This is a genomic window from Ruegeria sp. CDSA021, from assembly GCF_059612325.1.
Genome location: NZ_JBXWQJ010000007.1, coordinates 213,650 through 240,235, shown reverse-complemented (window position 1 = coordinate 240,235; position 26,586 = coordinate 213,650). Strand labels below are relative to the sequence as shown.

At 55.7% G+C, this 26,586-nt stretch carries 26 protein-coding genes, 1 tRNA gene and 1 pseudogene; 12 read left to right on the top strand and 16 right to left on the bottom strand.

The features are described from left to right. Positions 1 to 7: 7 nt before the first annotated feature. From AC2FLD_RS12025 to AC2FLD_RS12000, 6 genes are all read left to right on the top strand, one after another. Complete coding sequence (locus AC2FLD_RS12025; RefSeq protein WP_480855722.1) at positions 8 to 691, top strand: aspartate/glutamate racemase family protein; 684 nt, start codon at positions 8 to 10, stop codon at positions 689 to 691. After that, the gene (gene otnK / locus AC2FLD_RS12020) at positions 685 to 1,962 is read left to right on the top strand and encodes a 3-oxo-tetronate kinase (protein WP_496669334.1); all 1,278 of its coding nucleotides are present in this window, start codon (positions 685 to 687) and stop codon (positions 1,960 to 1,962) included. The genes AC2FLD_RS12025 and otnK overlap by 7 nt, the downstream gene beginning before the upstream one ends. Further along, complete coding sequence (otnC, locus tag AC2FLD_RS12015) at positions 1,959 to 2,597, top strand: 3-oxo-tetronate 4-phosphate decarboxylase (RefSeq protein ID WP_480738570.1); 639 nt, start codon at positions 1,959 to 1,961, stop codon at positions 2,595 to 2,597. The genes otnK and otnC overlap by 4 nt, the downstream gene beginning before the upstream one ends. Positions 2,598 to 2,604: 7 nt before the next feature. Next, positions 2,605 to 3,078 (top strand): ribonuclease E activity regulator RraA, encoded by a 474-nt coding sequence (rraA, locus tag AC2FLD_RS12010; RefSeq protein WP_480738572.1) that lies wholly within the window; start codon positions 2,605 to 2,607, stop codon positions 3,076 to 3,078. Next, entirely contained in the window at positions 3,075 to 5,714 is a 2,640-nt protein-coding gene (acnA, locus tag AC2FLD_RS12005; RefSeq protein ID WP_496669335.1) for an aconitate hydratase AcnA, read from the top strand. The genes rraA and acnA overlap by 4 nt, the downstream gene beginning before the upstream one ends. A gap of 311 nt (positions 5,715 to 6,025) precedes the next feature. Then, entirely contained in the window at positions 6,026 to 6,259 is a 234-nt protein-coding gene (locus tag AC2FLD_RS12000) for a FitA-like ribbon-helix-helix domain-containing protein (RefSeq protein ID WP_496669337.1), read from the top strand. 314 nt (positions 6,260 to 6,573) lie between these two features. On the opposite strand, the gene AC2FLD_RS11995 is transcribed toward AC2FLD_RS12000, so the two are convergent. From AC2FLD_RS11995 to AC2FLD_RS11940, 12 genes are all read right to left on the bottom strand, one after another. Then, positions 6,574 to 6,855 (bottom strand): hypothetical protein, encoded by a 282-nt coding sequence (locus tag AC2FLD_RS11995; RefSeq protein WP_496669339.1) that lies wholly within the window; start codon positions 6,853 to 6,855, stop codon positions 6,574 to 6,576. A gap of 363 nt (positions 6,856 to 7,218) precedes the next feature. Further along, positions 7,219 to 7,500: a hypothetical protein gene (locus AC2FLD_RS11990; protein WP_496669341.1), complete on the bottom strand. Its 282-nt coding sequence runs from the start codon at positions 7,498 to 7,500 to the stop codon at positions 7,219 to 7,221. A gap of 119 nt (positions 7,501 to 7,619) precedes the next feature. Next, positions 7,620 to 7,832 carry a hypothetical protein gene (locus AC2FLD_RS11985; RefSeq protein ID WP_496669343.1) on the bottom strand — a complete coding sequence of 71 codons (213 nt, stop codon included), beginning with the start codon at positions 7,830 to 7,832 and terminating at the stop codon, positions 7,620 to 7,622. A gap of 49 nt (positions 7,833 to 7,881) precedes the next feature. Then, on the bottom strand, positions 7,882 to 9,003 hold the full coding sequence (locus tag AC2FLD_RS11980) for an alanine/ornithine racemase family PLP-dependent enzyme (RefSeq protein WP_496669345.1): 1,122 nt from the start codon (positions 9,001 to 9,003) through the stop codon (positions 7,882 to 7,884). Then, the gene (locus AC2FLD_RS11975; RefSeq protein ID WP_496669347.1) at positions 9,000 to 10,199 is read right to left on the bottom strand and encodes an N-acetyltransferase DgcN family protein; all 1,200 of its coding nucleotides are present in this window, start codon (positions 10,197 to 10,199) and stop codon (positions 9,000 to 9,002) included. Before AC2FLD_RS11975 ends, AC2FLD_RS11980 begins: the two co-directional genes overlap by 4 nt. An 83-nt stretch (positions 10,200 to 10,282) precedes the next feature. Next, positions 10,283 to 11,122 (bottom strand): hypothetical protein, encoded by an 840-nt coding sequence (locus tag AC2FLD_RS11970; protein ID WP_496669349.1) that lies wholly within the window; start codon positions 11,120 to 11,122, stop codon positions 10,283 to 10,285. After that, positions 11,112 to 11,465 (bottom strand): hypothetical protein, encoded by a 354-nt coding sequence (locus AC2FLD_RS11965; protein ID WP_496669350.1) that lies wholly within the window; start codon positions 11,463 to 11,465, stop codon positions 11,112 to 11,114. Before AC2FLD_RS11965 ends, AC2FLD_RS11970 begins: the two co-directional genes overlap by 11 nt. A gap of 650 nt (positions 11,466 to 12,115) precedes the next feature. Continuing rightward, entirely contained in the window at positions 12,116 to 13,045 is a 930-nt protein-coding gene (locus AC2FLD_RS11960; RefSeq protein WP_496777361.1) for a fatty acid desaturase, read from the bottom strand. 143 nt (positions 13,046 to 13,188) lie between these two features. Beyond that, the gene (locus AC2FLD_RS11955) at positions 13,189 to 13,395 is read right to left on the bottom strand and encodes a cold-shock protein (protein WP_496669354.1); all 207 of its coding nucleotides are present in this window, start codon (positions 13,393 to 13,395) and stop codon (positions 13,189 to 13,191) included. Positions 13,396 to 14,131: 736 nt separating this feature from the next. Beyond that, positions 14,132 to 14,542 carry a hypothetical protein gene (locus AC2FLD_RS11950; protein WP_496669356.1) on the bottom strand — a complete coding sequence of 137 codons (411 nt, stop codon included), beginning with the start codon at positions 14,540 to 14,542 and terminating at the stop codon, positions 14,132 to 14,134. Positions 14,543 to 14,618: 76 nt separating this feature from the next. Then, entirely contained in the window at positions 14,619 to 14,756 is a 138-nt protein-coding gene (locus tag AC2FLD_RS11945) for a hypothetical protein (protein ID WP_496669357.1), read from the bottom strand. Between the two features lie 338 nt (positions 14,757 to 15,094). Continuing rightward, positions 15,095 to 15,334, bottom strand: a complete 240-nt coding sequence (locus AC2FLD_RS11940) for a hypothetical protein (protein ID WP_496669359.1) — start codon at positions 15,332 to 15,334, stop codon at positions 15,095 to 15,097. A gap of 425 nt (positions 15,335 to 15,759) precedes the next feature. Between AC2FLD_RS11940 and AC2FLD_RS11935 the strand changes: the two are divergent. Then, positions 15,760 to 16,451 (top strand): annotated as a pseudogene (locus AC2FLD_RS11935) (thioesterase family protein); the annotation flags it as partial. Positions 16,452 to 16,591: 140 nt separating this feature from the next. Here the strand turns inward: AC2FLD_RS11935 and AC2FLD_RS11930 are convergent. Next, the gene (locus AC2FLD_RS11930; protein ID WP_496726490.1) at positions 16,592 to 17,563 is read right to left on the bottom strand and encodes a LysR family transcriptional regulator; all 972 of its coding nucleotides are present in this window, start codon (positions 17,561 to 17,563) and stop codon (positions 16,592 to 16,594) included. 122 nt (positions 17,564 to 17,685) lie between these two features. Here AC2FLD_RS11930 and AC2FLD_RS11925 point away from each other — a divergent pair, with 122 nt between their 5' ends. Both AC2FLD_RS11925 and AC2FLD_RS11920 read left to right on the top strand, forming a co-directional pair. Beyond that, the gene (locus AC2FLD_RS11925) at positions 17,686 to 20,154 is read left to right on the top strand and encodes a CoA transferase (protein WP_496669362.1); all 2,469 of its coding nucleotides are present in this window, start codon (positions 17,686 to 17,688) and stop codon (positions 20,152 to 20,154) included. 62 nt (positions 20,155 to 20,216) lie between these two features. Continuing rightward, positions 20,217 to 21,908: a BCCT family transporter gene (locus AC2FLD_RS11920; protein WP_496669363.1), complete on the top strand. Its 1,692-nt coding sequence runs from the start codon at positions 20,217 to 20,219 to the stop codon at positions 21,906 to 21,908. A gap of 439 nt (positions 21,909 to 22,347) precedes the next feature. Here the strand turns inward: AC2FLD_RS11920 and AC2FLD_RS11915 are convergent. Both AC2FLD_RS11915 and AC2FLD_RS11910 read right to left on the bottom strand, forming a co-directional pair. Then, a tRNA-Ala gene (locus AC2FLD_RS11915) sits at positions 22,348 to 22,423 on the bottom strand. 143 nt (positions 22,424 to 22,566) lie between these two features. Further along, positions 22,567 to 22,893 carry a TIGR02300 family protein gene (locus AC2FLD_RS11910; RefSeq protein WP_050604858.1) on the bottom strand — a complete coding sequence of 109 codons (327 nt, stop codon included), beginning with the start codon at positions 22,891 to 22,893 and terminating at the stop codon, positions 22,567 to 22,569. 100 nt (positions 22,894 to 22,993) lie between these two features. Here AC2FLD_RS11910 and AC2FLD_RS11905 point away from each other — a divergent pair, with 100 nt between their 5' ends. The 3 genes from AC2FLD_RS11905 to AC2FLD_RS11895 all read left to right on the top strand — a co-directional run bounded on the left by AC2FLD_RS11905 (position 22,994) and on the right by AC2FLD_RS11895 (position 25,611). Next, positions 22,994 to 23,689 (top strand): M48 family metallopeptidase, encoded by a 696-nt coding sequence (locus tag AC2FLD_RS11905; RefSeq protein WP_050604857.1) that lies wholly within the window; start codon positions 22,994 to 22,996, stop codon positions 23,687 to 23,689. A gap of 30 nt (positions 23,690 to 23,719) precedes the next feature. Continuing rightward, positions 23,720 to 24,367: a GntR family transcriptional regulator gene (locus AC2FLD_RS11900; RefSeq protein ID WP_050604856.1), complete on the top strand. Its 648-nt coding sequence runs from the start codon at positions 23,720 to 23,722 to the stop codon at positions 24,365 to 24,367. 113 nt (positions 24,368 to 24,480) lie between these two features. After that, positions 24,481 to 25,611, top strand: a complete 1,131-nt coding sequence (locus AC2FLD_RS11895) for a lytic murein transglycosylase (protein WP_496669364.1) — start codon at positions 24,481 to 24,483, stop codon at positions 25,609 to 25,611. A gap of 3 nt (positions 25,612 to 25,614) precedes the next feature. Here AC2FLD_RS11895 and AC2FLD_RS11890 read toward each other — a convergent pair whose 3' ends face one another. Further along, the gene (locus tag AC2FLD_RS11890) at positions 25,615 to 26,577 is read right to left on the bottom strand and encodes an acetyl-CoA carboxylase carboxyltransferase subunit alpha (RefSeq protein ID WP_050604854.1); all 963 of its coding nucleotides are present in this window, start codon (positions 26,575 to 26,577) and stop codon (positions 25,615 to 25,617) included. Positions 26,578 to 26,586: the final 9 nt, after the last annotated feature.

Here is a 26,586-nt window from a genome sequence, read left to right as displayed (position 1 = left end):
AAAAAAGATGAAAGACCGACCGCGCATAGCGCTTATTCATGCAACCAAAGTGGCGATTGATCCGATCGAGGATGCTGCAGAGAAGCTTTGGCCGGAAGCCGAGATGATCTCGATATTGGAAGAGGGTCTTTCGGTGGATCGTGCGAAATCGGCGGAACTTTCCGCTGACCTTCTGCGCCGGATAATCGACCTTTCCCGCTATGCCGAGGCTGCAGAGGCCGATGGGGTTTTATTCACCTGTTCCGCCTTCGGGGCGGCCATCGAACGTGCCAATTTCGAGGCGGGCATTCCAGTAATGAAGCCTAACGAAGCTATGTTCGAAGCGGCATTCTCCCACGGAGACCGAGTTGTCATGCTGTACACTTTCCAACCTGCCGCCGGTGGGATGGAGGATGAGTTCCTTGAGGCTGCTCGCGAGAAAGGCAGCATCGCGCAAATCACCTCGGTCTTTTGCGAGGGCGCGCTGGACGCCAAAAAGGCTGGCGACGACGAAACTCACGACCGATTGATTGCCAATACCGCCGCCATGATCACTGATGCGGATGTCATCCTGCTGGCGCAGTTTTCCATGGCCAGCGCTGCGAATGCGGTGCGCGAATGCACTGACGTTCCTGTTCTGACCAGCCCTGAGGCCGCGATTGAAGAAATCCGCCGCCGGATCGAACACAATAACGAGGTTCAGCAATGCTAATTGGCGTTATCGCAGATGATTTCACTGGCGGCAGCGATGTCGCCAACACTCTGGCCAAAGGCATTGACGGCGAAGGAGGTCTGAGAACCGCCCAGTATCCCGGCGTGCCTACTGGCCCTGCCGAACCGGACATCGACGCCGGCGTTGTTAGTCTGAAGTCGCGTTCGAACCCGGTTGAAGATGCGGTGCGCGAAAGCCTCGAGGCGCTGAAATGGCTTCTGGATCAGGGCTGCAAGCAGATCGTATTCAAGTATTGCTCGACCTTTGATTCAACGCCTGAAGGCAATATCGGCCCGGTGGCCGATGCTCTGGCCGCCAAGCTGGGCGCGCGCGGCGTGGTGGTCTGTCCGGCCTTTCCGACGACCGGGCGCACGGTCTACCAGGGCCATCTGTTCGTGCATGACATGCTGCTAAGCGAAAGTGGGATGCAGAACCATCCGTTGACGCCGATGACGGATCCCGACCTGCGCCGCTTCCTGCGCTTGCAGACCGAGCATGCGGTGGGTCATTTGCCGCTGTCGACCGTGTTGGCCGGGTCCGAACAGGTGCGGGCTGCGCTGCAAGGTGCGGAAGAACACTATGCTGTGACCGATGCCGTATCTGACGAAGACTTGCTGACGCTGGGCGAGGCACTTGAAGGCGCTGCGCTGGTTACGGGCGGTTCGGGCATAACGCTGGGCTTGCCGCGCAACTTCATTCGCAGCGGTCAGGCCAAGGCCAATTTGCCCTCTGCAGAAGGCATTCAAGGCCCCGAGGCCATTCTGGCGGGGTCGTGCTCTGGTGCGACGCGCGGTCAGCTGGCCGAGCATCAAAAATCGCATCCGACCTATGCCATCGACGTACCCGGCGTCATGAATGGGAGGGTCACAATGGATGACCTGCTGGAATTCATCGCTGAGAACACCGGCAATGCGCCCCTGGTCCATTCTTCTGGCACCCCCGACGAGGTGAAAGCGATTCAAGGCAAGTTCGGTCGCGAGGCCGTGGCCGAGAAGCTGGACGCTCTGTTTGCCGACACCGCCCGCGCACTGGTGCAACGCGGCTATCGCCGGATCGTTGTGGCGGGCGGCGAAACTTCGGGCGCGGTGGCGCAGGCAGTGGCGGGCGAACTTGGCTCGCCTGCGATGCGTATCGGCGCGGAAATCGACCCTGGCGTTCCAGTCCTGACACTGGGCGAGGATCAACCGATCTCGCTTGCGCTGAAATCAGGAAATTTCGGCGCGCCGGACTTCTTTACTAAAGCTCTGCGCATCATGGAGGGGAGGACATGAGCACCGAAGCAGATCTGCGCCAAGAGATGTCGAACCTCTGTGCGTCCCTGTTCAACCGGGGCTTTTCGGTCGGGACGGCGGGCAATGTCTCAGCCCGACTGCCCGATGGCATCCTCATGACACCGACCAATTCTACTTTGGGCGCGATTGATCCCGACCGGATTAGCAAAATCGATCTGGATGGCAATCACGTGGCGGGCGACCGTCCGACCAAGGAAGTGTTCCTGCATCAGGCCTTCTATGAAACCCGTCCGCAGGCGGGGGCCGTGGTGCACCTGCATTCGACCTGGGCGACCGCTCTTTCCTGTCTACAAGACACCAACCCCGATGACTGCATTCCACCACTGACACCCTATGTGGTGATGCGCGTGGGCACGGTGAAACTGGTGCCTTACGTCAAACCGGGCGACCCGAAATCGGGCGAACTGATCCGTGACCTGAAGGGCGCGTACAGCGCAGTTCTGCTGGCCAATCACGGCCCCGTGGTGTCGGGCAAGGATCTGTTCTCGGCCGTGTGCGCGGCAGAAGAGCTGGAAGAAACTGCCAAACTTCTTGTAGCACTGCGCGGGCAAAAGACGCGCCTCCTGAGCGAGGCCGACGTGGCCGACCTGAAAGCAACCTACGCAAATATGTGAGACCGAAATGAAAACTGCTGACCTAATTGATGACCACGCCGACAAACTGTCGCTTGTTCACTTGCCGTTTCGTCGCTTCGGCACGGCACCGCATTTCGCCGCCCCAGTGCAGACCGTGAAGTGTTTCGAAGACAACATGGTCATGCGCGCGCAGTTGGAAAGGCCCGGCGAGGGCCGCGTGTTGGTCGTAGATGGCGGCGGTTCCACCCGCATTGCCATTCTAGGGGATATGATCGCGAAAATGGCGATCAATAACGGATGGGTGGGGCTGGTTCTCAACGCCTCCATTCGCGACAGCGCTGAGATCGAGCAGATGGCGACGCAGGTCTTCGCACTGGCAACCTCGCCGGTGAAAAGCGCGAAAATGGGCTGGGGCAAAGCTGGCTGCGATATTCACATCGGCGGTGTGACCATTGCGCCGGGCGACTGGATCTATGGCGACGCCGATGGAGTATTGCATAGCAAGGTTAAACTCGTGTGACTGCGGCCACTATCCATTTGGACTCCAGCGAGGATAAGGTGATCCCCGATCTGGAAATTGATGCAGGGACGCGCCGTTTAAGGGCCACGGACCTTCCACGTGTTTTGGGCGACCGACTGGATCGGTTGCCTTTTATCCTGCGTCTTCTAGCCGAAAACCACCTACGCGCCACCGGCCAGTCGGACGCGCTTGTAGCGGCGCTGGATGCCTGGCTTGAGGGGCGAAACGATGGGTTTGAGCTCACCTTCATGCCCAACCGCATCCTAATGCACGACACCACCTGCACGCCCGCACTGGCGGACATTGCCGGGATGCGCGACGCGGTGGCCGAGGCTGATGGCGACCCGGGCGTTCTCTCCCCGAACCTGCCGGTCAACGTCTCAGTTGATCACTCATTGGCGGTGGATCGCTATGCCACGCTGGCGGCGTTCTCAGCCAATGCTCGCAACGAAATCGCCCGCAACGGCGAGCGGTATAGCTTCATGAAATGGGCATCACAGAATATGGATGGGGTTACGGTGCATCCGCCGGGCACCGGGATCATGCACACGATCAACCTTGAACAACTGGCAACAGTGCTTGAGATCGGCTCCGATGGACGGGCCCACCCTGACATGCTGTTGGGCACTGACAGCCACACGCCGATGATCAATGGCATTGGCGTGCTGGGCTGGGGGATTGGCGGGCTCGAGGCGGAGAGCGTCATGTTCGGCCAAGCCACGACCCTGAGCATGCCCGAAGTGGTGGGCGTGCGCCTGACTGGTCAGCTGCCCGAGGGCACCATGCCGACCGATCTGGCGCTTGAAGTGACGCACCGGTTGCGGGTGCTTGATGTCTCCAGCAGTTTTGTCGAGTTCTGCGGCCCCGGCCTGTCTACGCTCAGCGCCGATGCCCGCGCGGTGATTGCCAATATGGCGCCGGAATACGGTGCCTCGACAGGGTTTTTCCCGGTGGATGGCGAAACCGTTGCCTATCTGAAACGCACCGCACGGCCCTGCAGTTTGACGGGCAGTATCGAACCTGTTTTTCGTGCCACGGGTCTGTGGTTCGATCCCGCGACCACTCCGCGCTTTGATCGGGCGGTCGAGATTGATCTGACCTCGATCACCCCGACTATTTCTGGCCCGCGCCGCCCACAGGACACCTGCACCCCGGCACAGGCCGCAGCGCGGGTCGAGACGGCGCTGGACCGTCTGCTGTCCCGTGCGCCGCGCATCGAAGGCGTGGTGCCCGATGGCGCGGTGGGGATTGCCGCGATCACTAGCTGCACCAATACCTCGGATCCCTACATGATGATCGCGGCCGGGTTGTTGGCGCGCAAGGCGCGGGCGCTAGGGCTGACGACGCCGTTCTGGGTTAAAACCTCGATGGCGCCGGGCTCGCCGTCGGCGCGGGATTATCTGCAGCGCGCGGGCCTTATCCCCGATTTATCGGCACTGGGGTTTGATCTGGTTGGCCATGGCTGCACCACCTGCATCGGCAATTCCGGCCCCTTGCCCGAGGTGATCGAGACCGCGCTGGAGGACGGCAAGGCGATCAGCGCCGTGCTGTCGGGCAATCGCAACTTTCCGGGGAGGGTGCATCCGAAGCTGGATCTGGGCTATCTGGCCTCGCCACCCTTGGTCGTGGCCTATGCGTTGAAGGGCGATATTTTTGGCGATATCTTGAATGACCCGATCGGCAAGGGCGCAGAGGGTCAGCCGATCTATCTGCGCGACATCTGGCCCGATATCTCTGAAATAAAGGCACTTCTAAAGGCGGGCTATCGTCAGGCGGACGTTCCCGCCGCCTTTGCTGCGGCCACCCATAATGCCGCGTGGAACCAGATTAAGGTCCATGACAGCACGCGCTTCCCGTGGGAGCCAACCTCGCGCTATCTGCGGCGGCCGAAATTCACCGCCGAGCCTCAGCAATCGCGGTTAGGCGACTATACCGCCACGCCTCTGATGGTGCTTGGGGATGATATGACGACCGACCATATTTCGCCGGCGGGGTGGGTGGATCCAACCAGTTTGGCGGGCAAATGGCTGTGCGCTCGCGGCGGTGATCCCAAGGACATGAATGTCTATGCCGCCTATCGCGGCAATTGGGAGGTCATGCTACGTGGCCTCTTCACAAACAGGCTGGCGGTGAACTTCCTGCAAGAGGGGCTGGCCCCTGCTGAGACAACGCTCGAGGATGGGCGCATCCTGCCCTTGCACGAAGCAGCCCAAATCCTGGCGGATCAAGGGCAGCCCACTATCATTCTGGCCGGTGACCGCTATGGCATGGGCTCTAGCCGCGACTGGGCGGCCAAAGGCGTGGCACTACTGAGCATCCGCGCAGTGCTCGCCAAAAGTTTCGAGCGCATCCACCGCACCAACCTGATCGGTATGGGCGTGGTACCGGTGCAGATAATTGACGGGTTCGATCCCAAGACGGCGGGCATTCGCGCCGGGGATCGCTTCGCTGTGAACCTGCCACCCGAGACGCTGATGCCTGGTCTGGAAACTACTTTGCAGTGGCAGCGCGGCACCGAATTGCTGGGCGATATCCGTTGCAAAGTGGCGGTGGAAACATTCCAAGAGGTCGACTTGCTGCGACACGGCGGCGTCCTGTCAAAGATCATGGGTCTCAGCCTTGAAGGCCGCGAATAGAACGACCTGCTTTGAACGAATAGGGCAGAGCTGGCTGATGCGGTTGTAACTGGAAATGCTAGGCAAATGCACTGTTTGCATTGCTTTCAATCACACCAACGTCCAGTTTTGCAAATTCGAAGTCATTGGCAGATTTTGCAGCATTTTGTACTTTTGGGCTCGCTTTGGACCTTAGCCGCAAGGTGCTCCGACGGTCCGATGGGCGGGCCAAAACTATCTGGCAGGGATCGTTTTTTTAGTGCAAATGACTAAAATGACGACAACGCAATTGCGTCTAGGATATGATAGTAGGTTCCGAAGTGGAGGTTCCAATGACGAATTTGACTGTCAAAAACTTATTGGTCGAAGTTTATGGACGTCTGCGAATTATCGCAGCGGAACGAGGTGTAAGCATCGAGGAAGCCGCGCGGCAAATTCTCGACGAAGTGTCACGACCGTCAGAGAAAGTTGGTGATGTAATTGTGGAATACGTACAGAGCCTGAACGCGTTTCTTCCTGAAATCAAGCGGAGCGACGAAGCCCCAGAACCGACAGACTTCAGCTGACTTTTTAAGGTGCGATCATCTTTGTTTCAGTAAATGGTCGCAGATCAAAGCCTGGTTTCCATCCGCCGAGTGGTAAAGCGAACAGAAATCCCCACAACCCAAGCCCTCTACTTCAGCTTCTTTTCGCGATAGGACTTCCGTTTCGATGTGGGTCATAGAAGGTGCCGTGCACTGCAGCTACTCAACCAAGGATCGCTTCACATAAAACCCCTACTGCGTCGTTCGTGGTTTGTTACCGAGGCGTCAAACATCCATGGGTTGCGAAATTTCGGACGCTGTGACAGACCGGCAGCGCCCGGGCTGGCGTCAAATTTCTAACCGTCGTCATCCTCACTCTCGGCGAGTGACCTGTTCAAAGCCTCGAAAAGGAGACGCTCCTCGCGGAGTGGCATTTCGTAAATACTCCAGGCCCGTCGCGGGTCTGGCCAAAGCTCGTCGAACAGTTCCTCGGTCATGACGACGTGGGTCACCCGCCCTGCGTGGCGCAGGAAGGTCGGACCCTCATCCGCCTGTTTCATCAGGCTGATGGTATTGTATTGAAGCGTTTCGATGTCGAAGCGTTTGCCTTGAATCGGGGGGAGATCTGGAAGTTTCATGTGTTTTCCTTTCATACGCGCATTTCAATGGTCACGGAAACGTCCGTGTTGAATGCGGATGGATGGAAAACGTTCAGATCATGGCGTCAGCTAACACATCGACATGTCGCTGTCACCATCGTTGCGGAAATCTGGAAACATGCCGTTCGATGCCGGTTGATGAGATCATCGCTAAGCAGGAGAAAATTAGCTTTCGCAGCGCTCGCACCAATGACCGTTTTATTTGGTATTCATGGCCTAGTTTCTTTGCAAAACCCACGTCCAAAATGGTCTATTTTGCTGGCACAAAAAGATGTGTATCTGGTCGAGTTAGTACCGAATTCAAGGTGCAAATAGAGAGCTAAGCTGAAGCTAGCAAAATATTTAAAACTCATCAAATTCCGGGACGTTGCCAAGCCTAATGAGGAAACTTGGCGACCCGACTTCGCCACTGTTCGGATCTTCACTGACCATGTAGGCATCGGCGCCAGCGCAATCGTCGGATTGCGCTTCTCTTTCTGCTCTGTTTTGTGCTTCCGCTGCCGTAGAGTACTCAAATTGCTTGCCTATTTTCAGGCTTCCTTGCCCTCCGCGTCCTGGCTTCTGTTCGACATATGTCTGGCAGATATAGTGAACTTTTTCTGATCTCTCATCTGAGTTTGTCATGGCAATATCCTTGAAACGAGTACGGGCGCTACTGATGCATGAGATATACAGTGCTCGCTAGACACTTTGTTTGTGTTTCGCTCAATCAAGTCGCGCGGAGAGGAGGGCCAACGATCCTGTCACCGCTTTTTTACGGGCTTCGGCGGACTGGCTTCAGATGGTGTCTTCGCATCCCTTTCGAGCCGAGTTTTGCGAAGCCGAGCGTTCTTGATCTGTCTTTGCTCTGCTTCTTCGTTGACCATTTCCCTAACGACCCGCGTTGTTTTTTCCATCGGCGTTTCCGCCTTGGGAACGTGTGCATTGAAGACAGTTGTTTTTGTCAGCTTTGCCAATGGTTATTCTCCTATCCGTTTCCAACGGCGCAATTATCAGGTGAGTATTTCAAATTGATGCCAGGTGATTGCCTGGTCCTTGAGAGACACGCGCGTGTCGTGAAGGACTGCCACGGAGCAGCTTTGTCTGAACGTCAGGAGCGGACATAGCTTTCATCAACGCACTATAATTCATTTGGAACCTCATTTCCGATCCTACGCTCAGTGTCGAATGGGATGTGCCGATGACAAGGTGATCGCTTGTTGCACCGATGAGTCTGTTTCCAGGAGGCATCGAAAGCCCGAAAACGTCCGTATCTTGCTGACCAATGGCGAGAACTAGTTGTGTGCTCTGTCCACTTTTGGGGACAAGATAAAGTCTTTTGAATACCGGGTCGCAGATGCTCTGAGGGTGAGTTGCAGGTTTGGACCCTGTTTCTATGACCTCGGCGACAAGCGTAAAGGCATCCGTATACATCCCGCCTATCTGATCTCCGGAAACCGGATCAACGCCCAGAAGTATTGCTTCCCCCAGCCTTAAATCGTTGATGCGCCCAACTGGGTGTCCACCGAATGCCCAAGGAAGGTTGGCCGAGTTACCGCCAGATATCGTCTGAAGGAAGGGACCAAACTGTCCCTCTGTGTCATTCGCCAGGACAGACAAGGCGTCCATGTCTGCGGCATTCGGGGCAATTCCACTCAGACATGCGAAGTTCGCTCCGATGCCCTTCAGCGCGACACCGGGCATGTCCACCACTTGTTTTGCAATTGAGCCGAGGTCTTTTGGCATGATCCCTTCGCGCAGATCGCCCATCTCAACCATCAGGATAATGCCGTGAATGCAGTCCTTCCGGATCGCGGCGGCGGCCAGAGCGGTAATCACGAGGATCTCTGTGTTGTAGCTTGCCTCACAGTACTGGACGACCTGATCGACCTGGCTCAGCGTTGGTGTACGGATCAAGGTGATCGGGCATGTCATGCCCGCATTGCGTAACTTCCGCACGTTGCTAAGACGCGCTTCTGCAAGTCCCACAGCGCCACCGTCCAGCATGGCCCGAGCGATGGCTGGATGCCCGCACACTGCTTTGGTCACACCTGTGACGCTGATGCCGCGAGTCCTGAGGCGTCCAATCACAGTCTTTGCATTGTGGCGTATCTTGCTCAGATGCACCTCAATGCGTGGTGTACTCATATCGCAGCCACAGGCGTGGATTGGTGCAACCCAGGATAGGCGGCGACAACCATTGCAAGCAGATGCGAAGCTGGGCGGCTGAGTACATCCGTTACGGGTAACCCAAGTTTTTGTGACAGGGCGGAGATAATGTCGGTAATTTCGGCCTCAGACATCCCCTCGTGATTGAGAGTGACACCGATGACTTTTGTGTCTGCAAACGCTTCGATAAGGGCAATCTCACTTGCAGGTTTGGGCATTGGCATATTGGGAAAATCACAGCGATGTGCACGCTTTGGAGCGTGCTGAAGGATCACGGCGTCCGGCTGGCTGCCCCGCAGGATAAAGGCGGATGTGCAGAACGCCGGATGACTCAACGCTCCTTGACCTTCGATCAATATGACATCGGGTTGTTCAGCCTCGGAAGCGTCAACAATCGCACCTTCAAGCTCGCCGCAACAGAACTGCGGCGGTACGGCGTCCATTGCCACTCCATATTTTGCGCCCTGCATCAAACCTGTCTGGCCCGTACCAACAAGAACAGTCTTGATGCCCCTTGCGTTCAAGGCGCGGGCCAATACGGTCGCTGTTGTCCGTTTTCCAATGGCGCAATCGGTTCCAAGAACCGCTATGCGCAGTGCCTTTACACCTGCAATACTTCCATCGAACAGGCGCATATCCTTGCTGGGTTTAGGTTTTCGAATGTCTCGGATGGTGACTTTGCGTTCGGCCGCAAAAGACGCAATTTCCGGATCATCGCTCAGATATTCATGCAATCCACTGACGATGTTCATACCTAGTGATATCGCGTCGAGAACAACGTCGCGATCTGTCGATGAGAGTCTCCCCGTAGATGGTGCCATCCCGTAAATGAGGGTATCTGGGATGATGGCTTCATGGGCGACAGCAGCGTCCAAACTTCTGAAGACCGGAATGTGGTTTACTGCATCGTCAAGAACCTGCCCGCTGTCTTCGCCGTCGTGGTTGCTATCGATGACAGACAGGATCCTGTAGGCCTCTGAATGACGAACAAGGCCATTTGCAGTTTTTCCATCGATGTTGGCGAAGTTACCTTGGCAATAGACAATCGCAGTTGGCGGCAAGACGATCTGAGTGGCAGAGGTTGATCTTGTGTGTCCTTCGCTGGTCAATGGCGGCGCTTGTGCACCACTGACGGGACGACGGATGGTGTTTGCCACGTTAAAGTCGGTTTTCATGTTGTTTCCCTTGTGAGGTCGACACCGAAGGCAACGCTATCGTCACCATCTGATATTGAAGTCGAAATAGTCGTGCCGCACGCTCAGTTATCGAGAACGCACAGGCCTTTAGATAACTTGAAATTCTTGTTGCAGTCCCAACGGTTTCCGGACCTGTCGAGATGGGCATTCGCAGGAAGGTCTATTACTTCACAGCTCTCACCTGAGGCAGCGTATCCCCGCTCGCACTTCCATCCCGTGCCGTAGGTTGCATCGTCAAAGTAGGCATGTTCAGGGATCACAACGACCGCGCACGAGCCATCCTGCTCATAGAATCCACGTTCGCATGTCCAGGGCCGGCCGTATCCTGATGAATTCAGATAAGCGTTGGTCGGGACCACAATGGCAACGCAAAGGTCGTCCAATACTTCAAACCCACGTTTGCATTCCCACGCGGGTCCATAAGTCGTAGCTACTAGATAAGCGTTTGCGGGCACGACAATTTCTAGGCACGCGTCGTCAACTTTGTGAAAACCCCGCGAGCAATGCCAGCGCTCACCTGATGGATCAAGAAACCCGCCATCAGGTACAATCACCGCAACACAGGCCTTATCATCGTTCTTGCGAAAACCATGAAGACATTCCCAACCAGAACCATAGGTGCGGTTGGTCGGATACGCATTTGCTGGCACTATGACAACGGTGCAGACATCGCCACTCAGCCTGTACCCAGCGTTACATTTCCAGCCGTCACCGTAGCTCTTTGCAGTGGCATTTTCAGGCACAGGTTGCGATGTGGATTGAGCATATGCAGGCGTTGAAGACAGAAGCAGAGCACAGATTGGGAGCACAATCAGCGCCGCAATGATCTGAATGCCTGGTGACAGATGCGCTCTCCAGATCGCCCGACAGAGTTGCGGCATTGCCTTTGAGTTATGATCCATCCAGCTCAAGCCCCGCGATACAGGCATCTGCAAGGTCGCGGCTTGGCGTTTCCGACCCCGGCAGCGTGGCCCAACCCGTATCCATCATAGCCTTACGGCGACTGAAGCCAGAGGCATCTTGGAGGGTTAAGATTATTTCTTCGCGCCTCGGGTCAGCGGCTGACCTGTTCAGGCAAACCGGCACCATCGCGAGCGTCACTTCTTCGCTTGCATGATCCTTAGCCAATTCTTGAGCGCTGCCGCTGGTCGTCCAACCGCCCCAGGTAAAGCCAAGGATTGAGACCGCAATCGCACCACACAAAGCACCGTAGATGCCTGGTTTCGTCCATTCTGGAAATGTCATTTTAGATCCTCTGGCGGAGAAAGCGCCGCCACGCTGTTTTGTGTCTTTTTGCGCATTCTAATTCTCGCGCTAGGGCCATTCCCAAGCCGCGATGACCGATAGGCGCAGTTCGGGCCTACCGGAAGCTCGTTTGATCAATGATTGCGTTGTGGTTCTTTGGCAAACCAACGGTGCGTCTGATCACCAAAACGGATCAACAAACGTCACACGCGATGTGGTTGTGCGCGAAAACATCGGCAACCTTCCCAAACATCAGATCCAAGTAGAGGACGTGACAGCTGAATTTTCATGATGGAAGAACTTAGTTTACTCTAGCTGGCGATACGCCTAGGCCGCAGAAAACAAGAACTTTAGTGGACTTAACATAACCACTTGGCGACGGTATTACAACGTTCATGAGCCTAACGCTATTACCAAGGCCCCGATACTGAAGAAAGAATTGGTTTCAACCTGGCATTCGCCGTATGTGTTAGCAAAGCCGTTACTACTTATGTAGCCTCTTTAGCATGCCACTCTGAAGCCGACATCCGCTGCATCACAAAGAACAGGTAATGAGGGCTCTGACCGATCTCCACCGTCTAAAGGCCGTTCGAGCACTTAATGAGGATACAATCGAAGCATACCTCGTGCGCGCCAGAGTACATTGAAAGTTATGCAGTTTTGGCGTGCGATAACGCCTCAGAAAATGTCAGCAGGCGTTGACGGCTTTCGTCCCAAAGGTGCAGCCGCGCACAGTGCAGGCTTTCATAGAGCGTAATGCGCTGACAATCGGCGAGTTCACCGTGATCGCGCAGCACTTCATCAAGTCTGTAAAAAGGTATCCGGCTGGCCATGTGATGAACATGGTGCACACCTATATTCGCAGTGAACCAGCGTAGAGGACCAGGTAGGGCATAGTGAGAGCTGCCATAGAATGCTGCATGCTGTAGTTTCCACTGCTCTTCGTGTTCCCAGGTTGTGTGCTCGAATTGATGCTGGATGTAGAAAAGCCAGACACCGATTGAAGCAGCTAAAATCATAGTCGGGAGAAACACAAACAACAGTGCATCCACACCTCCGACCCAATAGACTCCACCCAAAACAGTAGCTATCACAACGTTTGTCGCCATTGCGCTTAGCCAATACTGCCAGCCAGCATGCATTAATCCGACGGGCAGCCGATATAGGATAAAAAACGTATAGATTGGGACGACGCCAAACATGAACAATGGGTGTCGAACCAAGCGATACAAGGCGCGTCCGATCCACTTACGGTTCACATATTCGTCGACAGTCAAGGTCGGTAAGTCTCCGATACCGCGCCGATCCAGATTACCGGTTGAAGAATGGTGAATTGCATGGGTTTGGCGCCAGACATCATATGGTGTGAGCGCCAGAACACCCAGAAACCGGCCTGTCCAATTGCAAAGTACACGGCTTTTGAAAAACGCCCCATGACCGCAATCGTGCATGATTATGAACAAGCGGACCAGGAAGGCGGCATTCAATATTGCCAGCGAAGTGGAGATCCAGACGCTAATGGACAATGCATGCCAGGCAGCGACCCATAACACAACAAAAGGTATAACAGTGATTGTCAATTCGAAGACACTGCGTCCGGTGTTCGATGCGCGGTATTGCGCGAGAACTCTAGTCCAATCCTGAGGTTGCAACCTGGTGGCCCTCCGATCTCTCATCGGACTTAAATGTCCAAACGGGCACCCATAAGGGTGCCCAAAAACGTTTAGGCCAGCGCCAAGTTAGCGGCGTTATCGCGCCCGTCACGACCAGATTCCAATTCAAAAGTGACCTTCTGGCCATCTTGAAGTTCACTGATGCCGGACCGCTCAAGCGCCGAAATATGTACGAATACGTCGTTCTTGCCATTTTCCGGTTCAATGAAGCCGAAACCTTTGGTTGAGTTGAACCATTTCACGGTGCCATTTGCCATGGTGTAAGTCTCCTAATAACAGCCGCCCGCACTATTGCGACGGCTCGGCGTGGTCGGTCTGAATCGAAAGACTGAACGCCGATTTTGGGAGACAGCAGGTCGAAAAAGAAAAACGTTAGCCCAGTATAGATGGGCTGCTGGGGAGCATCAAACAAGCCTTGATCCCCCGATGAGTTGCACGATCTTGAAAAGATTAAGCTAACCGATGGGCTGGTACGGAAAATCAGGGTGAAGAAGTCTTATACACCAATAATATCGCATGAAATATGATCAAGCTTGGGCGGTTGCACTGTTGTCAGAAATTAACGACGCCGAGCTAACCCAGGTCTAACCGACACACCGTTTCGCCACGCGTTCAGTCCTTTGCAGCGCCGACAAATCCGCTCCCCAAACCCTTCGCTCCAAAATGGAGTTCTGCAACGAAGACACGGTCGTTCTTGCGGCACGTCATTTAGGGCGCGTTCCAAGATCGCTTCTGTATCGTTGTCGGGTTCTTTCATCAGTTTATAACCTTGGTTTCAGTTTGGGTCACTCAGTTACCCCTTAAGAAAGAGTTGAGAAAAAGCTCTCCCGTTGCTTGGAGATTGTGCCGGAAATGCCAGGTTCAAACGAACGAGAGGGGCCGCCTGCAATTCGAGGAGCGATTAGCGGTAAGGACAGGCTTTTCTTCATTCTCAGCTATTTGGATTGCGAGGGCGTCTTGGAAGTCGCCTCCGCATTTTGAGCGTTTGGCTCCTTAATCCGGTGATCCGCCGGGCGACTCTGAAATATCCGATCTCGAGTAAAGGTGTCGAAGTCGAGTCTCGGACACACCATCAGCTTCCATGATCAGTTGCACCATCGGATCGGCCAGAAGTTGATCAAGTAAAAACTTCGACAACTCTTTCTTGGTTAATTTGTCCTGTACACGTGCACTGTCGAGATCAGCCAGAGAAACGGTCAAGGTTCGCGCCAACCCGGGATGGGTTTCACGGGGGTGCAGGTAAACCAATACCGAGGCTTTCCAGGCTTCTGGATCCAAATAGTCGGGCGGTGCAGAAAGCTCAGTTTCTATTTCGTACTCACCAGCCGGGAGCATTTCGTCAAAGCCCGGGAATGTGAACGGTCGGGAGAAGATTGCGGTGGTCTTACTGGTAATCTGGTCCATTTGCGTACGTCTCCTTAGCTGATACCGCTCGTTCGGAGACGTATTCAAGGACAAGTCACCCACTCCCGGCAGGGTCTTATGAACTTTGACGCTTGGGCTTTGGTTCTTCGGGGCCGACGTCAGGTTCCTCGGGAGCCAGTTCTTTTTTCGGCTTGTCCGCATGATTGGCATTCAGCGCGGCATCCGCTCTGGTCGTCAGGTCTTTGAAAGACATGCTTTCGATCCATTGATTGTCCGCAACACTTTCATGCCCAGGATGAGCGCGAAAACCAATTGCAGCTAAAACTAATATAGTGATTGGGGGCTCAAATTACTACGTAGTGCCGCAGATTAAGACCTTTACTGAGGCCCGGACCAATTACGTTATAGCCCGACAGCGTACATTCATTTCGGGGATGGGCGATCATTGTTTGCAGCGATGTATTCCGGCAGAGCTTTCTCCCTACGCACTACCTTTGCAACATCGGGCGCAGCCATACTGCGCGCGAATGCGCTGTACCTCAGTCGAGACGCGGATTCACTTGCGGCGCTGCGGCGCATCTTCCCCGACTATCATGCCTCAGAACCCCGTCGCAAAATTCGCGATAAGCCCAAGAGAACGACGCCCAGAAGCCAGAGCGCCAGAACATCGGCACCGAACACGGTCCAAAGCGCCCATACCCACAGGCCTTGCCAAATTGTTTTGGCTTGGTTCAACCCGGTCTGACCGAGACGAGAATTCAAAATGAAAAACATATTAATCAGCCCAATGGCAGCGCCGATTGCAGTTCCAATCCAAAAGAAATCGCCCATAGTAGCCCCCAAGGCGGTATAAGGATATCACGAAACCACAGTTTTAGATAGCAAAGCGGCCGTCAGCGCTTTGAAAATCACTGACGGCATCGAGGTTGTTGCGGCCGTCATACCCCTGAGCACTTATCCAAGTTCTTAGCTTGCCCACTCGAACCAAGATTGTCGCTACCGACTGTTTCAACGAGTTATTGGAGGAAGTCGCCAAACATTGCAAAGTCTGCTTCCAGCGCATTGCTGTCATCGGAGCGAAACGCAGCGTCCGGTAGAATGGGCTCTTTCGACACCTTCGTCGCAAGTTCGATGAAGGGCCGTTTTTCGTATTGGGTCAGAAATGCTTGACGTTTGGGTCAGAATTGAAAGACGCGATTCACTGATTTATTGAGGTTTTGGCTGTCGATTGAGTCAAAGGTCAGTGACGTTCCACAGCACTGGCCTGGGAGTGGACCAAGCTGATGGACGTGCCCGAGTTTACCGATGAACTGGTTGATCTGATTGCCGGTCAATCCGATGCTCAATCCGGGCATATGTCGATCCGTGAACTGGAAAAACTGCGTGACGACAACCTTGTCGGTATGATGCGCGCACTCAAGAAATCCGGCAGTGGTGCGGGTGGCACGATCAATGACCATGAGGCCACGTTGCCAGATCCTGAACCCGTGGACCTGCCCATAACTGTCAGCCGTCAAGTACCGCAAAGCTGGACTGATTATAACGGTCACATGAACGAGGCAAACTATCTGGAAGCCTCAGCTCAGGCAACCGATCGTTTCATGGAGATGATTGGCTGCGACGCGGCCTACATCGCCGCAGGTGGCAGCTATTTCACCGTGGAAAACCACGTGCGGTTCCTTGATGAAGTGCATGAGGGGGATGTTCTGACCATCACCACTCAGGTTTTGAAGGGCGAAGGCAAAAAGATGCACCTGTTCCACCGGCTTTGGGGGGCTGGACGAAACTGGCAGCTACTGTCGAAACCCTGCTTTTGCATATGGACCTGAATGCGCGCGGCACATCGCTGCCTTCGGATGAGGTGGCAGCGAAGCTGGCGGGCTACGCCGGAACACATGCGGCGCTTTCTATGCCCGAAGGAGCTGGTCGTCATGTCGGCCAAAAATAATTAGACGGGATCGGGGTTGCAGGTGCATCTCTTTACCTTCCTATCCCTGGGGAGGCGTTATTCGGAAGAAGAGTTTTTCGAATAACAGGTCGGCAACTTCGGGTGGGTCGGGTTTGGTTTGAGCCCGGCCTACCTTGTTGTCACCCCTTGGTACCTGAAACTTGGGTGATGGGCTTGTTGATTTCTGATTTGAACCAACCCACCAAACGTGTGAGTGCAACCCTTTCTTCCTGGATTTCCCGATGTTGAAGATAATATGACGTCTCGCGGTTCGACACACTTGGCCCCGCGCGAACGATCTTGCCACTTTCCAGCAGGCTGTCCACTAAACCACGCCAACCTAAGGCGATGCCTTCGCTATTCAGTACAGCACGCATCAAAAACGGATAGGCGTCATAGTGGGTGGGTTGACCGAACTCCGGAATTTTCAGACCCGCCATGGTAAACCAGCTATGCCAGGTCTGAAAACCGGAACTACCGACGGCAAAGTGCAGAAAATCATCCGGGACTAAATGCATAAAATCGACCTCCAGCGCAGTGTTTGCCTCACCTCTCCCAAACTTTTCGCGGTACCGCGCTAAAAACTGTGGGCTGCACACCGGAAAAGTTTCGTCTTTGATGAGCGGAATAGATGGCCTGTCCGGGGTTTGGCCCAGATCCCAGACAACAGCGGCATCCACGCGCCCAAAATCAATATCTTCCAGCCTGTCAGACGTCACAACGCGAACCTGCGCGCCGCCCATGACGGACCTCAGATCTGAAAACCGCGGCATCAGCCACTGATCGGCAAAGCCATAGCTACAGGCAAGGACGACATCTCGGCCATCTGTCTGCGCCGTGATTTCATGCCAGACAGACGCAACATGGCTGAACCCCAGAGCAACGGAATCTGCCAGTTTCTGACCGGCCTCGGTTGGGGTGATTTTGTTGTGATCGCGTATGAACAGCGCCTGTCCCAAACGTCCTTCCAGAGTGGCAATGTGGCGCGACACCGCGGGCTGGCTCAGGTTTAGCTCTTTGGCAGCCATGGAAAAGCCCCTTTGACGCACCGCTGCTTCTAAAACCAGCAGTGCATTTAGCGACCCTGAGAGAATTTCTTTCTGCTTCCCCATATCAAAATGTGATCCAGTGGATAGATTCATGGCCAGTGTGACACAATCAATTCAATTGGTACACATAACTTTAAATGTAGCCGAATTACATAAAATTATGTCTCGATAGAAAAGGTACACACATGAACCGACCTCTTTCTCACATTCGCGTTCTGGACTTTGGACAGTACCTTGCCGGACCGCTTGTTGGCATGATGCTCGCGGATATGGGGGCTGAAGTGATCCGTATCGAGCACCCTGATGGACCGGCTTTTGACGATCCTGCCTTTGATATGCTTTCGCGCGGCAAAAGTGTGCTGAAGCTCGATCTGAAATCCGAAGAGGATCGCAACACAGCGATCGAACTGGCAAAACGTTCCGATGTCGTGATTGAAAACTTCCGACCAGGCGTGATGGATCGCCTTGGGCTTGGCCCGGATACACTGCGTGCCGTCAACAACCGGCTGGTTTATCTTTCCCTGCCAGGTTTTGCATCAACTGATCCGGAGCTCGCTGGTCTGCCCGCCTGGGAAGCTGTGATCGCCGCATACACTGGCCAATTCACCGATATGGGACTGAACCGTCGCCTGATGGGGATCAACCCTTCCTTTACACCGCTCACGCTTGCTTCGGCCTATGGATCCAGCTTTGGGGCAATGGCTGTTCTCTTTGCCCTTAATGCACGAGATCAAAATGGCGGTGACTATATCGAGGTCCCCCTTGCTTCGGCGCTGTTGGAGGGGTTGGTTTATAACTGCGAACAGATCCAGGACTATCCCGAGCGCTACAAATCCCCGCGCGAAGTTGAACTGGACCGACGCGCCGCCGACGGTTTGCCGATGGACCTGAAGTTCAGCGAACTGTCCGAATTCCTGGACCCTTTTTATCGCACCTATACCTGCGCCGATGGGCGTGGGTTCTACGTGGTCAGTGGATCGGTTGCCACCCATCCGCGCCGGGTGCTGGAAACACTTGGGCTAAAAGACCTGGCAGACGCGCTGCCGGATTTCTCGGCATACCTGGACACCAAAGACTGGCCGGCAGAATGGTCGATGCGCAACTACCCGGTGGGCGCATCTGACCGCGCACGCGTTTCTTCGGCAATGAAGACAGCCTTTCTGACCAAGCCATCCCATGAATGGGAAGAGCTGTTTGGTGCGGCCAAAGCCCCCGCTACGGCGCAGCGTTTCACCAAAGAATGGCTTGCCGATCCTCATGCATTGGCCTCGGGACTTGTGCTGCAAGTCGAAGATGCGCGCCATGGCACCATGCGTCAGATGGGCAACGTGGCCTGGCTGTCGGATGACGCAGGTGCCGCCAATAAAGCCGGATCAACGGCGGCGGACATTTCGAATATTCTGGCCGAACCCACACGCAGTGGGGGCGTTGATGCAAGCGGTGCCGCGACGGGGTGGTTGGATGGCCTTAAGGTTTTGGATCTGACCAATGTGATTGCCGGGCCGATGATTGGTTCAACCCTGGCGCGTTACGGCGCAGATATTACGCTGGTCCAGCCGGTCGAGCCTTCGGTAGATCCTTGGAATACGGTTGTGTTTGGCATCCACGCACAGCGCGGCAAAGACAGCATCCTGTTAAACCTGCGCACATCGGAAGGTCAGGAAGCCCTGTCGAAACTGATCGCCGAGGCCGACGTGGTCACTGTGAACGGGACTGATCAGCAACGGGACAGGCTGGGGCTCTCTCCGGAACGGCTGGAGGCGATCAACCCACGGCTTATTTTGGTGCAGCTGGATGCGTTCGGAGGGCCATTGCGCGGCCCTAAATCCGATCATCTGGGCTATGATGACCTCGCGCAAGCGGCTACAGGGGTGATGGTGCGGTTCGGTGGCGGGATGGAAACCCCCGAAGAGCACGCACATTTCGGAACCATCGACGTGCTGACCGGGTTTTGCGCCTGTGTCGCATTGGGGGGCGCTTTGCTGCGTCTGAAAGAGACCGGAAAAGGTGGCATTGCACGCGCCTCGCTGGCGGCGGCGGGCAATCTCATTCAGGCTCAGTTCATGCATGATTTTGAGGGGCGGGTGCCCTTTGATGAACCTTCGGGCCGCGAGGTCCTTGGGTGGGGACCTTATTATCACTGCTATGAAGCCTTGGATCACTGGCTGTTCTTCGCGGCCCCGACTGAACGTGACGCAGCACTCGCGCGGGTTGGCGAACTCGCCGATCTGGCGAACCTGCCGGATGATGAGCTGCACAGCGCTCTGGCGGAACGATTCAGGAAGCGGCCACTGGAGCATTGGCGCAATGTCTTTTCTCAAGGTGCCAGCACGATTGTCCCGCTTGCGTCCCTGCACGAAACCCGCGACACATCACTTCAGCTGGAGAGCGAGGGGGCAATTGACATCTGCCAATCCACGTTCCGCGTTATTCGCCACGACCAACACCCAATGGGGCGATGGTGTGACCTGGTCGCCCCCAACGCTGTACGCACACAAACCGGAAAAATTACGATTCCGGGTCCGATGCCAAAATACGGGCAGCACACCCGCGCGATTCTGATGCGCTTGGGATATTCCACCGCTCAAATCAGCACAATGATCGCAAGTGGCGCTACCGGAGAAAGTTGGTCTGACAAATACCTGCCCGAATAGACGGCATTAACCGGCGCACTCTGATTCGCGCCTCAACAATTATCGTAAGAGGGAGGATCCTTATGACTGATAGTAACCCCAACGCCCATCTGGTGGCAAAATCCGGTTTTTTTACCGGTCTGCATCCGGGGATGGCAATTGCCTCAAAGTTGATGATCGCATCGATTGTTATCTTCACGGTGCTAAATGTCGAACTTGCGGGCGGAGTATACAAATCGCTCCGCAGTTGGATCGAAAGCGGACTGAGCTGGTACTATATTTCGGTACTTTCCGGCACCATGTTATTCTGTTTCTTCCTGATGTTCTCAAAATTTGGCGGTCTGCGACTGGGCGACAATGACTCCCGCCCCGAATTCAGTAACTTCAGCTGGTTTGCAATGCTGTTTTCGGCAGGTATCGGGATTGGAATTCTGTTCTTCGGTGTCGCCGAGCCGATCTTTTATTTCGATAACTCAGGCGCTTTCGGCTATCCGAACAACCCACACGCAGAGCTGTCAGGTCATGCTGACATGAACATGCAACGTGCCATTGATGCGATGCGCGTGACTTATTTCCATTGGGGTTTCCATGGTTGGGCGCTCTACGTCATCGTCGGATTGAGCTTGGCGTATTTCGGGTTCCGCAAGAAGCTGCCTTTGACTATGCGCTCAGCGCTCTATCCGTTGATCGGGGACAAGATCTATGGCCCTTGGGGACATTGTGTTGATCTGCTGGCTGTCTTTGGTGCTGTGTTTGGTATCGCAACATCGCTTGGCCTTGGGTCTAGCCAGATCGCCACAGGTCTGAACGTCTTGTTTGGTATCGAAGCCACGCTGACAACCAAAATCGTCCTGATCATTATCGTCACAATTATTGCGACGGCCTCAACCGTTTCAGGTGTGGGTAAAGGCATCCGGATCATTTCTGAATGGAATATCTGGTTGTCAATGCTGCTGCTTGCTGCATTCGTGATTATTGGCCCGATAAAGTGGTTGTTTGGCTTTTATGTCACCACAATCGGTGACTACATCTGGAACTTCATCCCTATGGGCTTCTGGACCGCAAGTACTGACGAAAACGTCGCCTGGCAGGGTGGCTGGACCATCTTCTACTGGGGTTGGTGGATCGCTTGGGCACCTCTTGTTGGTATGTTCATCGCACGCATCTCGCGTGGCAGGACCATTCGTGAGTTCATGGTTGGCGTTCTGTTTGTGCCGACGGCAATCGCCTTCTTCTGGCTGTGCATGTTTGGCGGGAACGCCATTTGGCAGGAGCTGAACATGGCGGGTGGCCCAGGTGTCGAAGGCGGCGCAGGTGTCATCAATCTGGTGCGCAACTGGGATCTTCCCGCGGCCCTGTACGGGACAATCGGCAATCTGGGCGCGACATCCTGGATCGGCGATCTAAGCTGGACTGCCTGGCCATTGTCGGCGCTGGCAACCTTGCTGCTGTTCTCCTGGTTCGTGACATCGGCGGATTCGGGTACTCTGGTCATCACCACAATGCTGTCTATGGGTGACGATCATCCTCCGAAGAAGTTCCGTATCATCTGGGGTGCAGGCATCGGAGCGACAGCGATCGCATTGTTGATGGCTGGTGGATTGGGGGCCTTGCAAACCGCGTCTATCGCCGCCGCCTTCCCGATCTCGTTTGTGATTATCCTGATAACATGGGGCTTGTATAAATCCCTGAAGGACGATCCATCAGCTGGGCCAATCAGTCGAATCGAAACGGCTCCAGATGGGACGCGTTTGTCACAGGATCTGCACGCCTGACAAATTGTGTAAGCATCAACCCTTCCAAACATTTCAGCACCCCGCAAAAGATCGCGGGGTGCTTTTTTATCTGTCTGTATCGGATTAGCTGCGCCGGACATGAAGGAAAACACTTCCCGCTGCATTGCGAGGAACGAAGAACGGTGTGAATGCCAATCGGGAACTGTCCACATTGATTGATCGCAGAAAATAGTAGCGCCGCAAAGCGCCGACTGCGGTCATTTGTGCGGCTGCAACGAATTCACATTTTGTCCCGCAGCCCTGCCATCTGTGAAGCGCCTGGGAACGTCCGGAATGCGCGGATTGCGACGTGCTGCACAGGCGAAAGGCGAAAGCTTGGCCGACGGCAGCAATGGGCTCTGAGTTCCGCTTCGGCCCCAAAGGAAAATCCTGCTGCCAAAAAGGAAGAACTATGCGTGGCGGATCAATTGTTAAGTTTTGGTGGAGCCTAGGGGAGTCGAACCCCTGACCTCTTGCATGCCATGCAAGCGCTCTCCCAACTGAGCTAAGGCCCCATCAAGGTACCGTCGATACGATGAGCGGACGTTTAGGAGACAGTGGCGTCGAGTGCAAGTCCAAAAATGGAGTTGAACGTGAATTTTCGTCCGACCTGCAGGTCAAATGAAAAAGGCGACCCTAAGGGCCGCCTTTTGCTTGATCAGTTGTCGTCTTCCGAAGGCATTTCGGTAATGTCGTCCAGAGACACTTCATCACTGCTGTCGTCATCGTCGTCCAGCAGATCGTCATCCAGTTCGACTTCGACATTGTCGTCATCGTCCAGAACCAGTTCTTCTTCCGAGGCTTTTTCACGCGCCTTGACCGAAGCTGCATCCTCTGCATCCGCTGCGATCATGCGGCTTTTGGATGTTTCAAGCTCCACGATCTCGCCAGTGTAGGGGCTGATGATCGGGTCCTTGTTCAGGTCGTAAAACCGCTTACCGGTTGTCGGGCAAACGCGCTTTAAGCCCCATTCTTCCTTGGGCATGTCAATTCCCCTTGATATCAGGTGAGTCGTCTAAATGATTCAGTCCACGTGCCACAGCTGGCGGGTACTGTCAAAGTCTTTGCGCAGGAGATGTCGCGATATGGGAGAGCACGCATTGCCAGGGACGCCGCCGGTGCCACTGAGGTTGCGCAAATCGGCCCGGGCGCGGCGTATCAGTTTACGAATTTCCCAGCTGGATGGCCGGGTTACGTTGACTTACCCGATTGGAGTGCCGGAAACCGAAGCCCTGAACTTTGCGCGCACCAAAGAAGAGTGGATCCGGCAGCATCTGCAGGATCGGCCGGACATGGCCCAAGTGCAGTTCGACCAACTGATCCCGATTGAAGGCGTTGCCCGGCGAATCGTGCCTGCAAACGGTCGGCGGGTCTTGCTTCAGGCAGATGAAATTGCGGTTCCCGAAGGGGCAGAAGCGCGGCGGTTGGCCCGGTTCCTCAAGGAACTGGCACGGGACCGGTTGACTGGTGCGTGTGACGACTATGCGGCTATGCTGGGGCGGTCATATTCGACGCTCAGTCTGCGCGATACGCGGTCCCGCTGGGGCTCGTGCAGTTCGCACGGAGGGTTGATGTTTTCATGGCGCCTCATTCTGGCGCCGCCCGAGGTGTTGCACTATGTGGCGGCGCATGAGGTGGCGCATCTTGCCGAGATGAATCACTCGCCCGCGTTCTGGGCCCAGGTCGAGAAGATCTTTGGCCCGTATCAGCAACCCCGCCGCTGGTTGCGCGACAACGGGGCAGAGCTGCATCGCTACAGGTTTGACGCAGAGCCGAGTTGACCTTGCGCGATTTTGTGACCACAAAAACGTATGATGAACGCGCGCCCCTCTGAAACCCAAACTGCCACGCATGACCGGGTGTACCGGGCTCTGCGATCTCGAATCATGCATGGAGAGATGGCGCCGGGTCAGGCGCTAACCCTGCGCGGCATCGGTAAGGAATTCGGTGTCTCGATGACACCGGCGCGTGAGGCGGTGCGCCGTCTGGCTGCTGAAGGGGCGTTGTTCCTGTCAAGCTCGGGGCGGGTCTCGACCCCTGAGCTGACCAATGACCGGATCGAGGAGTTGGCGGCGCTGCGTGCGTTGCTGGAGGTTGAGCTGGCAAGCCGGGCTTTGCCACGCGCGCATATTGCTCTGATCGACCGTCTACAGAGCATCAATATGACCGTTGCCGAGATGGTGACCAAACGAGACGCGGTTGGCTATATTCGGTCGAATCTGGAGTTTCACCGCACCTTGTATCTGCGTGCTCAGGCGCCTGCGATGCTGGCCATCGCCGAAACTGTTTGGTTGCAGTTGGGGCCAACGATGCGAGCGCTTTATGGACGTTTGCGGCGCACCGAGCCGCCACATTATCACAAGCTGATCATTGCTGCGCTCAAAGCCGGGGACGAGCCCGGCTTGCGTTTGGCGGTACGCTCGGATGTCACGCAAGGGTTGCGTTTGCTGGTGAGCTGAGCGGCTTCCCGCCGACATCGCATTGATGCTTTTCCCGGGCGTCACTCTACTGGCCTGCAAGGTTCTGCTGGGGTACGCTTTAGCCAAATCACAAACAAGAGCAGACCCCAACCATGATTACACGCCGTGCCTTTTCTTTTTGCCTTGGATCAACGTTATTGGCCGCCTGTACAGGCGGCAGTGCTCCGTCAAGCGCCCCTGCATCCCGAATGCGGGCAGTTCCTAACTCGGGCTGGGATAACTGGGTTGCCGGGTTCAAGACCCGCGCCGCATCGCAAGGGATTTCCCAGACCACCCTTGATCAGGCCTTTCGCGGGGCAGGGTACTTGCCCGATGTGATTGAACGCGACCGCAACCAGGTCGAGTTCAAGCGCTCGCTCGAGGATTATCTTGCCATCGCCGCCTCGGACGAGCGGATTGAAACCGGTCAGAAGATGCTACGGCAATATAACGGCACCCTGTCGCAGATCGAGGCACAGTACGGCGTGGACAAGGAAATTGTCGTGGCCATCTGGGGGCTGGAAAGCCGCTATGGCGCGCGGCGCGGGGATGTACCCGTGGTCTCAGCCACATCGACGCTAGCATATGACGGGCGGCGCGGCGCGTTTTTCGAAAAGCAATTGGTTGCGGCCCTGCGTATCTTGCAAGAAGGCGACACTACACCTGCCAACATGACCGGCAGCTGGGCCGGGGCGATGGGGCATACGCAGTTCATCCCGACCTCGTACCTCGCCTATGCTGTGGATTTCACCGGCGACGGGCGGCGCGATATCTGGTCCGAGGATCCGACGGACTCGCTGGCCTCTACGGCGTCGTATCTCGCACGTGCGGGATGGGTGCGGGGCCAGCCATGGGGCGGAGAGGCTGGAACCGTCTCGGGCTCACCGGTCGCCGTTTTGCAGCCTCAGACACCAGGGCCGCGTATTGCCGTATTCCGAAACTTTCAGGTGATCAAGCGCTACAACAACTCGGACAGCTACGCGATTGGCGTGGGTCACCTGGCCGACAGGATTGCGGGTGGCGCACCGTTTCAGGCGTCGTTCGGGCCGGACGCAAATGGTCTGACGCTGGAGGATCGGAAAGAGTTGCAGCGCCGTCTGACGTCAGCGGGTTATGACACCAAAGGCGCGGATGGGGTGATCGGTAAGAACACCACCTCTGCCATCAGCGCTTATCAAAGCGCCAACGGCCTGTCTGTTACCGGTGAGCCTTCGGTTGGTTTGCTGCGCCGATTGGGTGGCTGACGGTTACGCCGCCAGCCCTTTCGAGCCTATATCCAGGAATTTCTGGCGGCGGTCCTGAATCAGGGCCGCTGCATCCTTACCGTCCAGCTCTTTCAGCATGTCCGTAATGGCCGCACGCACGGCTTCCACGGCCGCAGGTCTGTCGCGATGTGCGCCGCCCTTGGGCTCGGAGATGATCCGGTCGCACACACCCAGCTTGTGCAGGTCTTGAGCGGTCAGGCGCAGCGCCTCGGCCGCCTCACGCATCTTTTCGGCATCTTTCCAAAGGATCGACGCGCAGCCTTCCGGCGAGATCACCGAATAGACCGAATGTTCCAGCATCGCGACACGGTTTGCAGTGGCAAACGCCACAGCGCCACCGGACCCACCTTCACCGATTATGACCGAGACCAAAGGCACGCCGATCTTCAGGCACATCTCGGTCGACCGCGCGATGGCTTCCGACTGGCCACGTTCCTCGGCCCCTTTGCCGGGGTAGGCCCCAGCTGTATCGATCAGGGTGATGACGGGCAGACCGAAACGCCCGGCCATCTCCATCAGGCGGACGGCCTTGCGATATCCTTCGGGGCGGGCCATGCCAAAGTTGCGCTCGATCCGCGATTTCGTATCGGAGCCTTTTTCGTGCCCAATCACCATTACCGGCTGATCGTTGAATCGCGCAAGTCCACCGATTACGGCCAGATCGTCGGCAAAGTTCCGATCACCGGCCAGCGGCGTGAACTCGGTGAACAGAGCATCCACGTAATTGTTGCAATGCGGACGTTCCGGATGACGCGCCACCTGGCATTTCCGCCAGGGAGTCAGATCGGCATAAAGCTCTTCCAGCAGCTTGGAGGCTTTGGCATCCAACGCGGCGGCTTCTTCGGCCACATCCATCTCTTCGTTGGTGCGGGCCAGCGCACGCAGCTCTTCAGCTTTGCCTTCAATCTCGGCCAGCGGTTTTTCGAAATCCAGATACTGGGTCATGACGCCTCT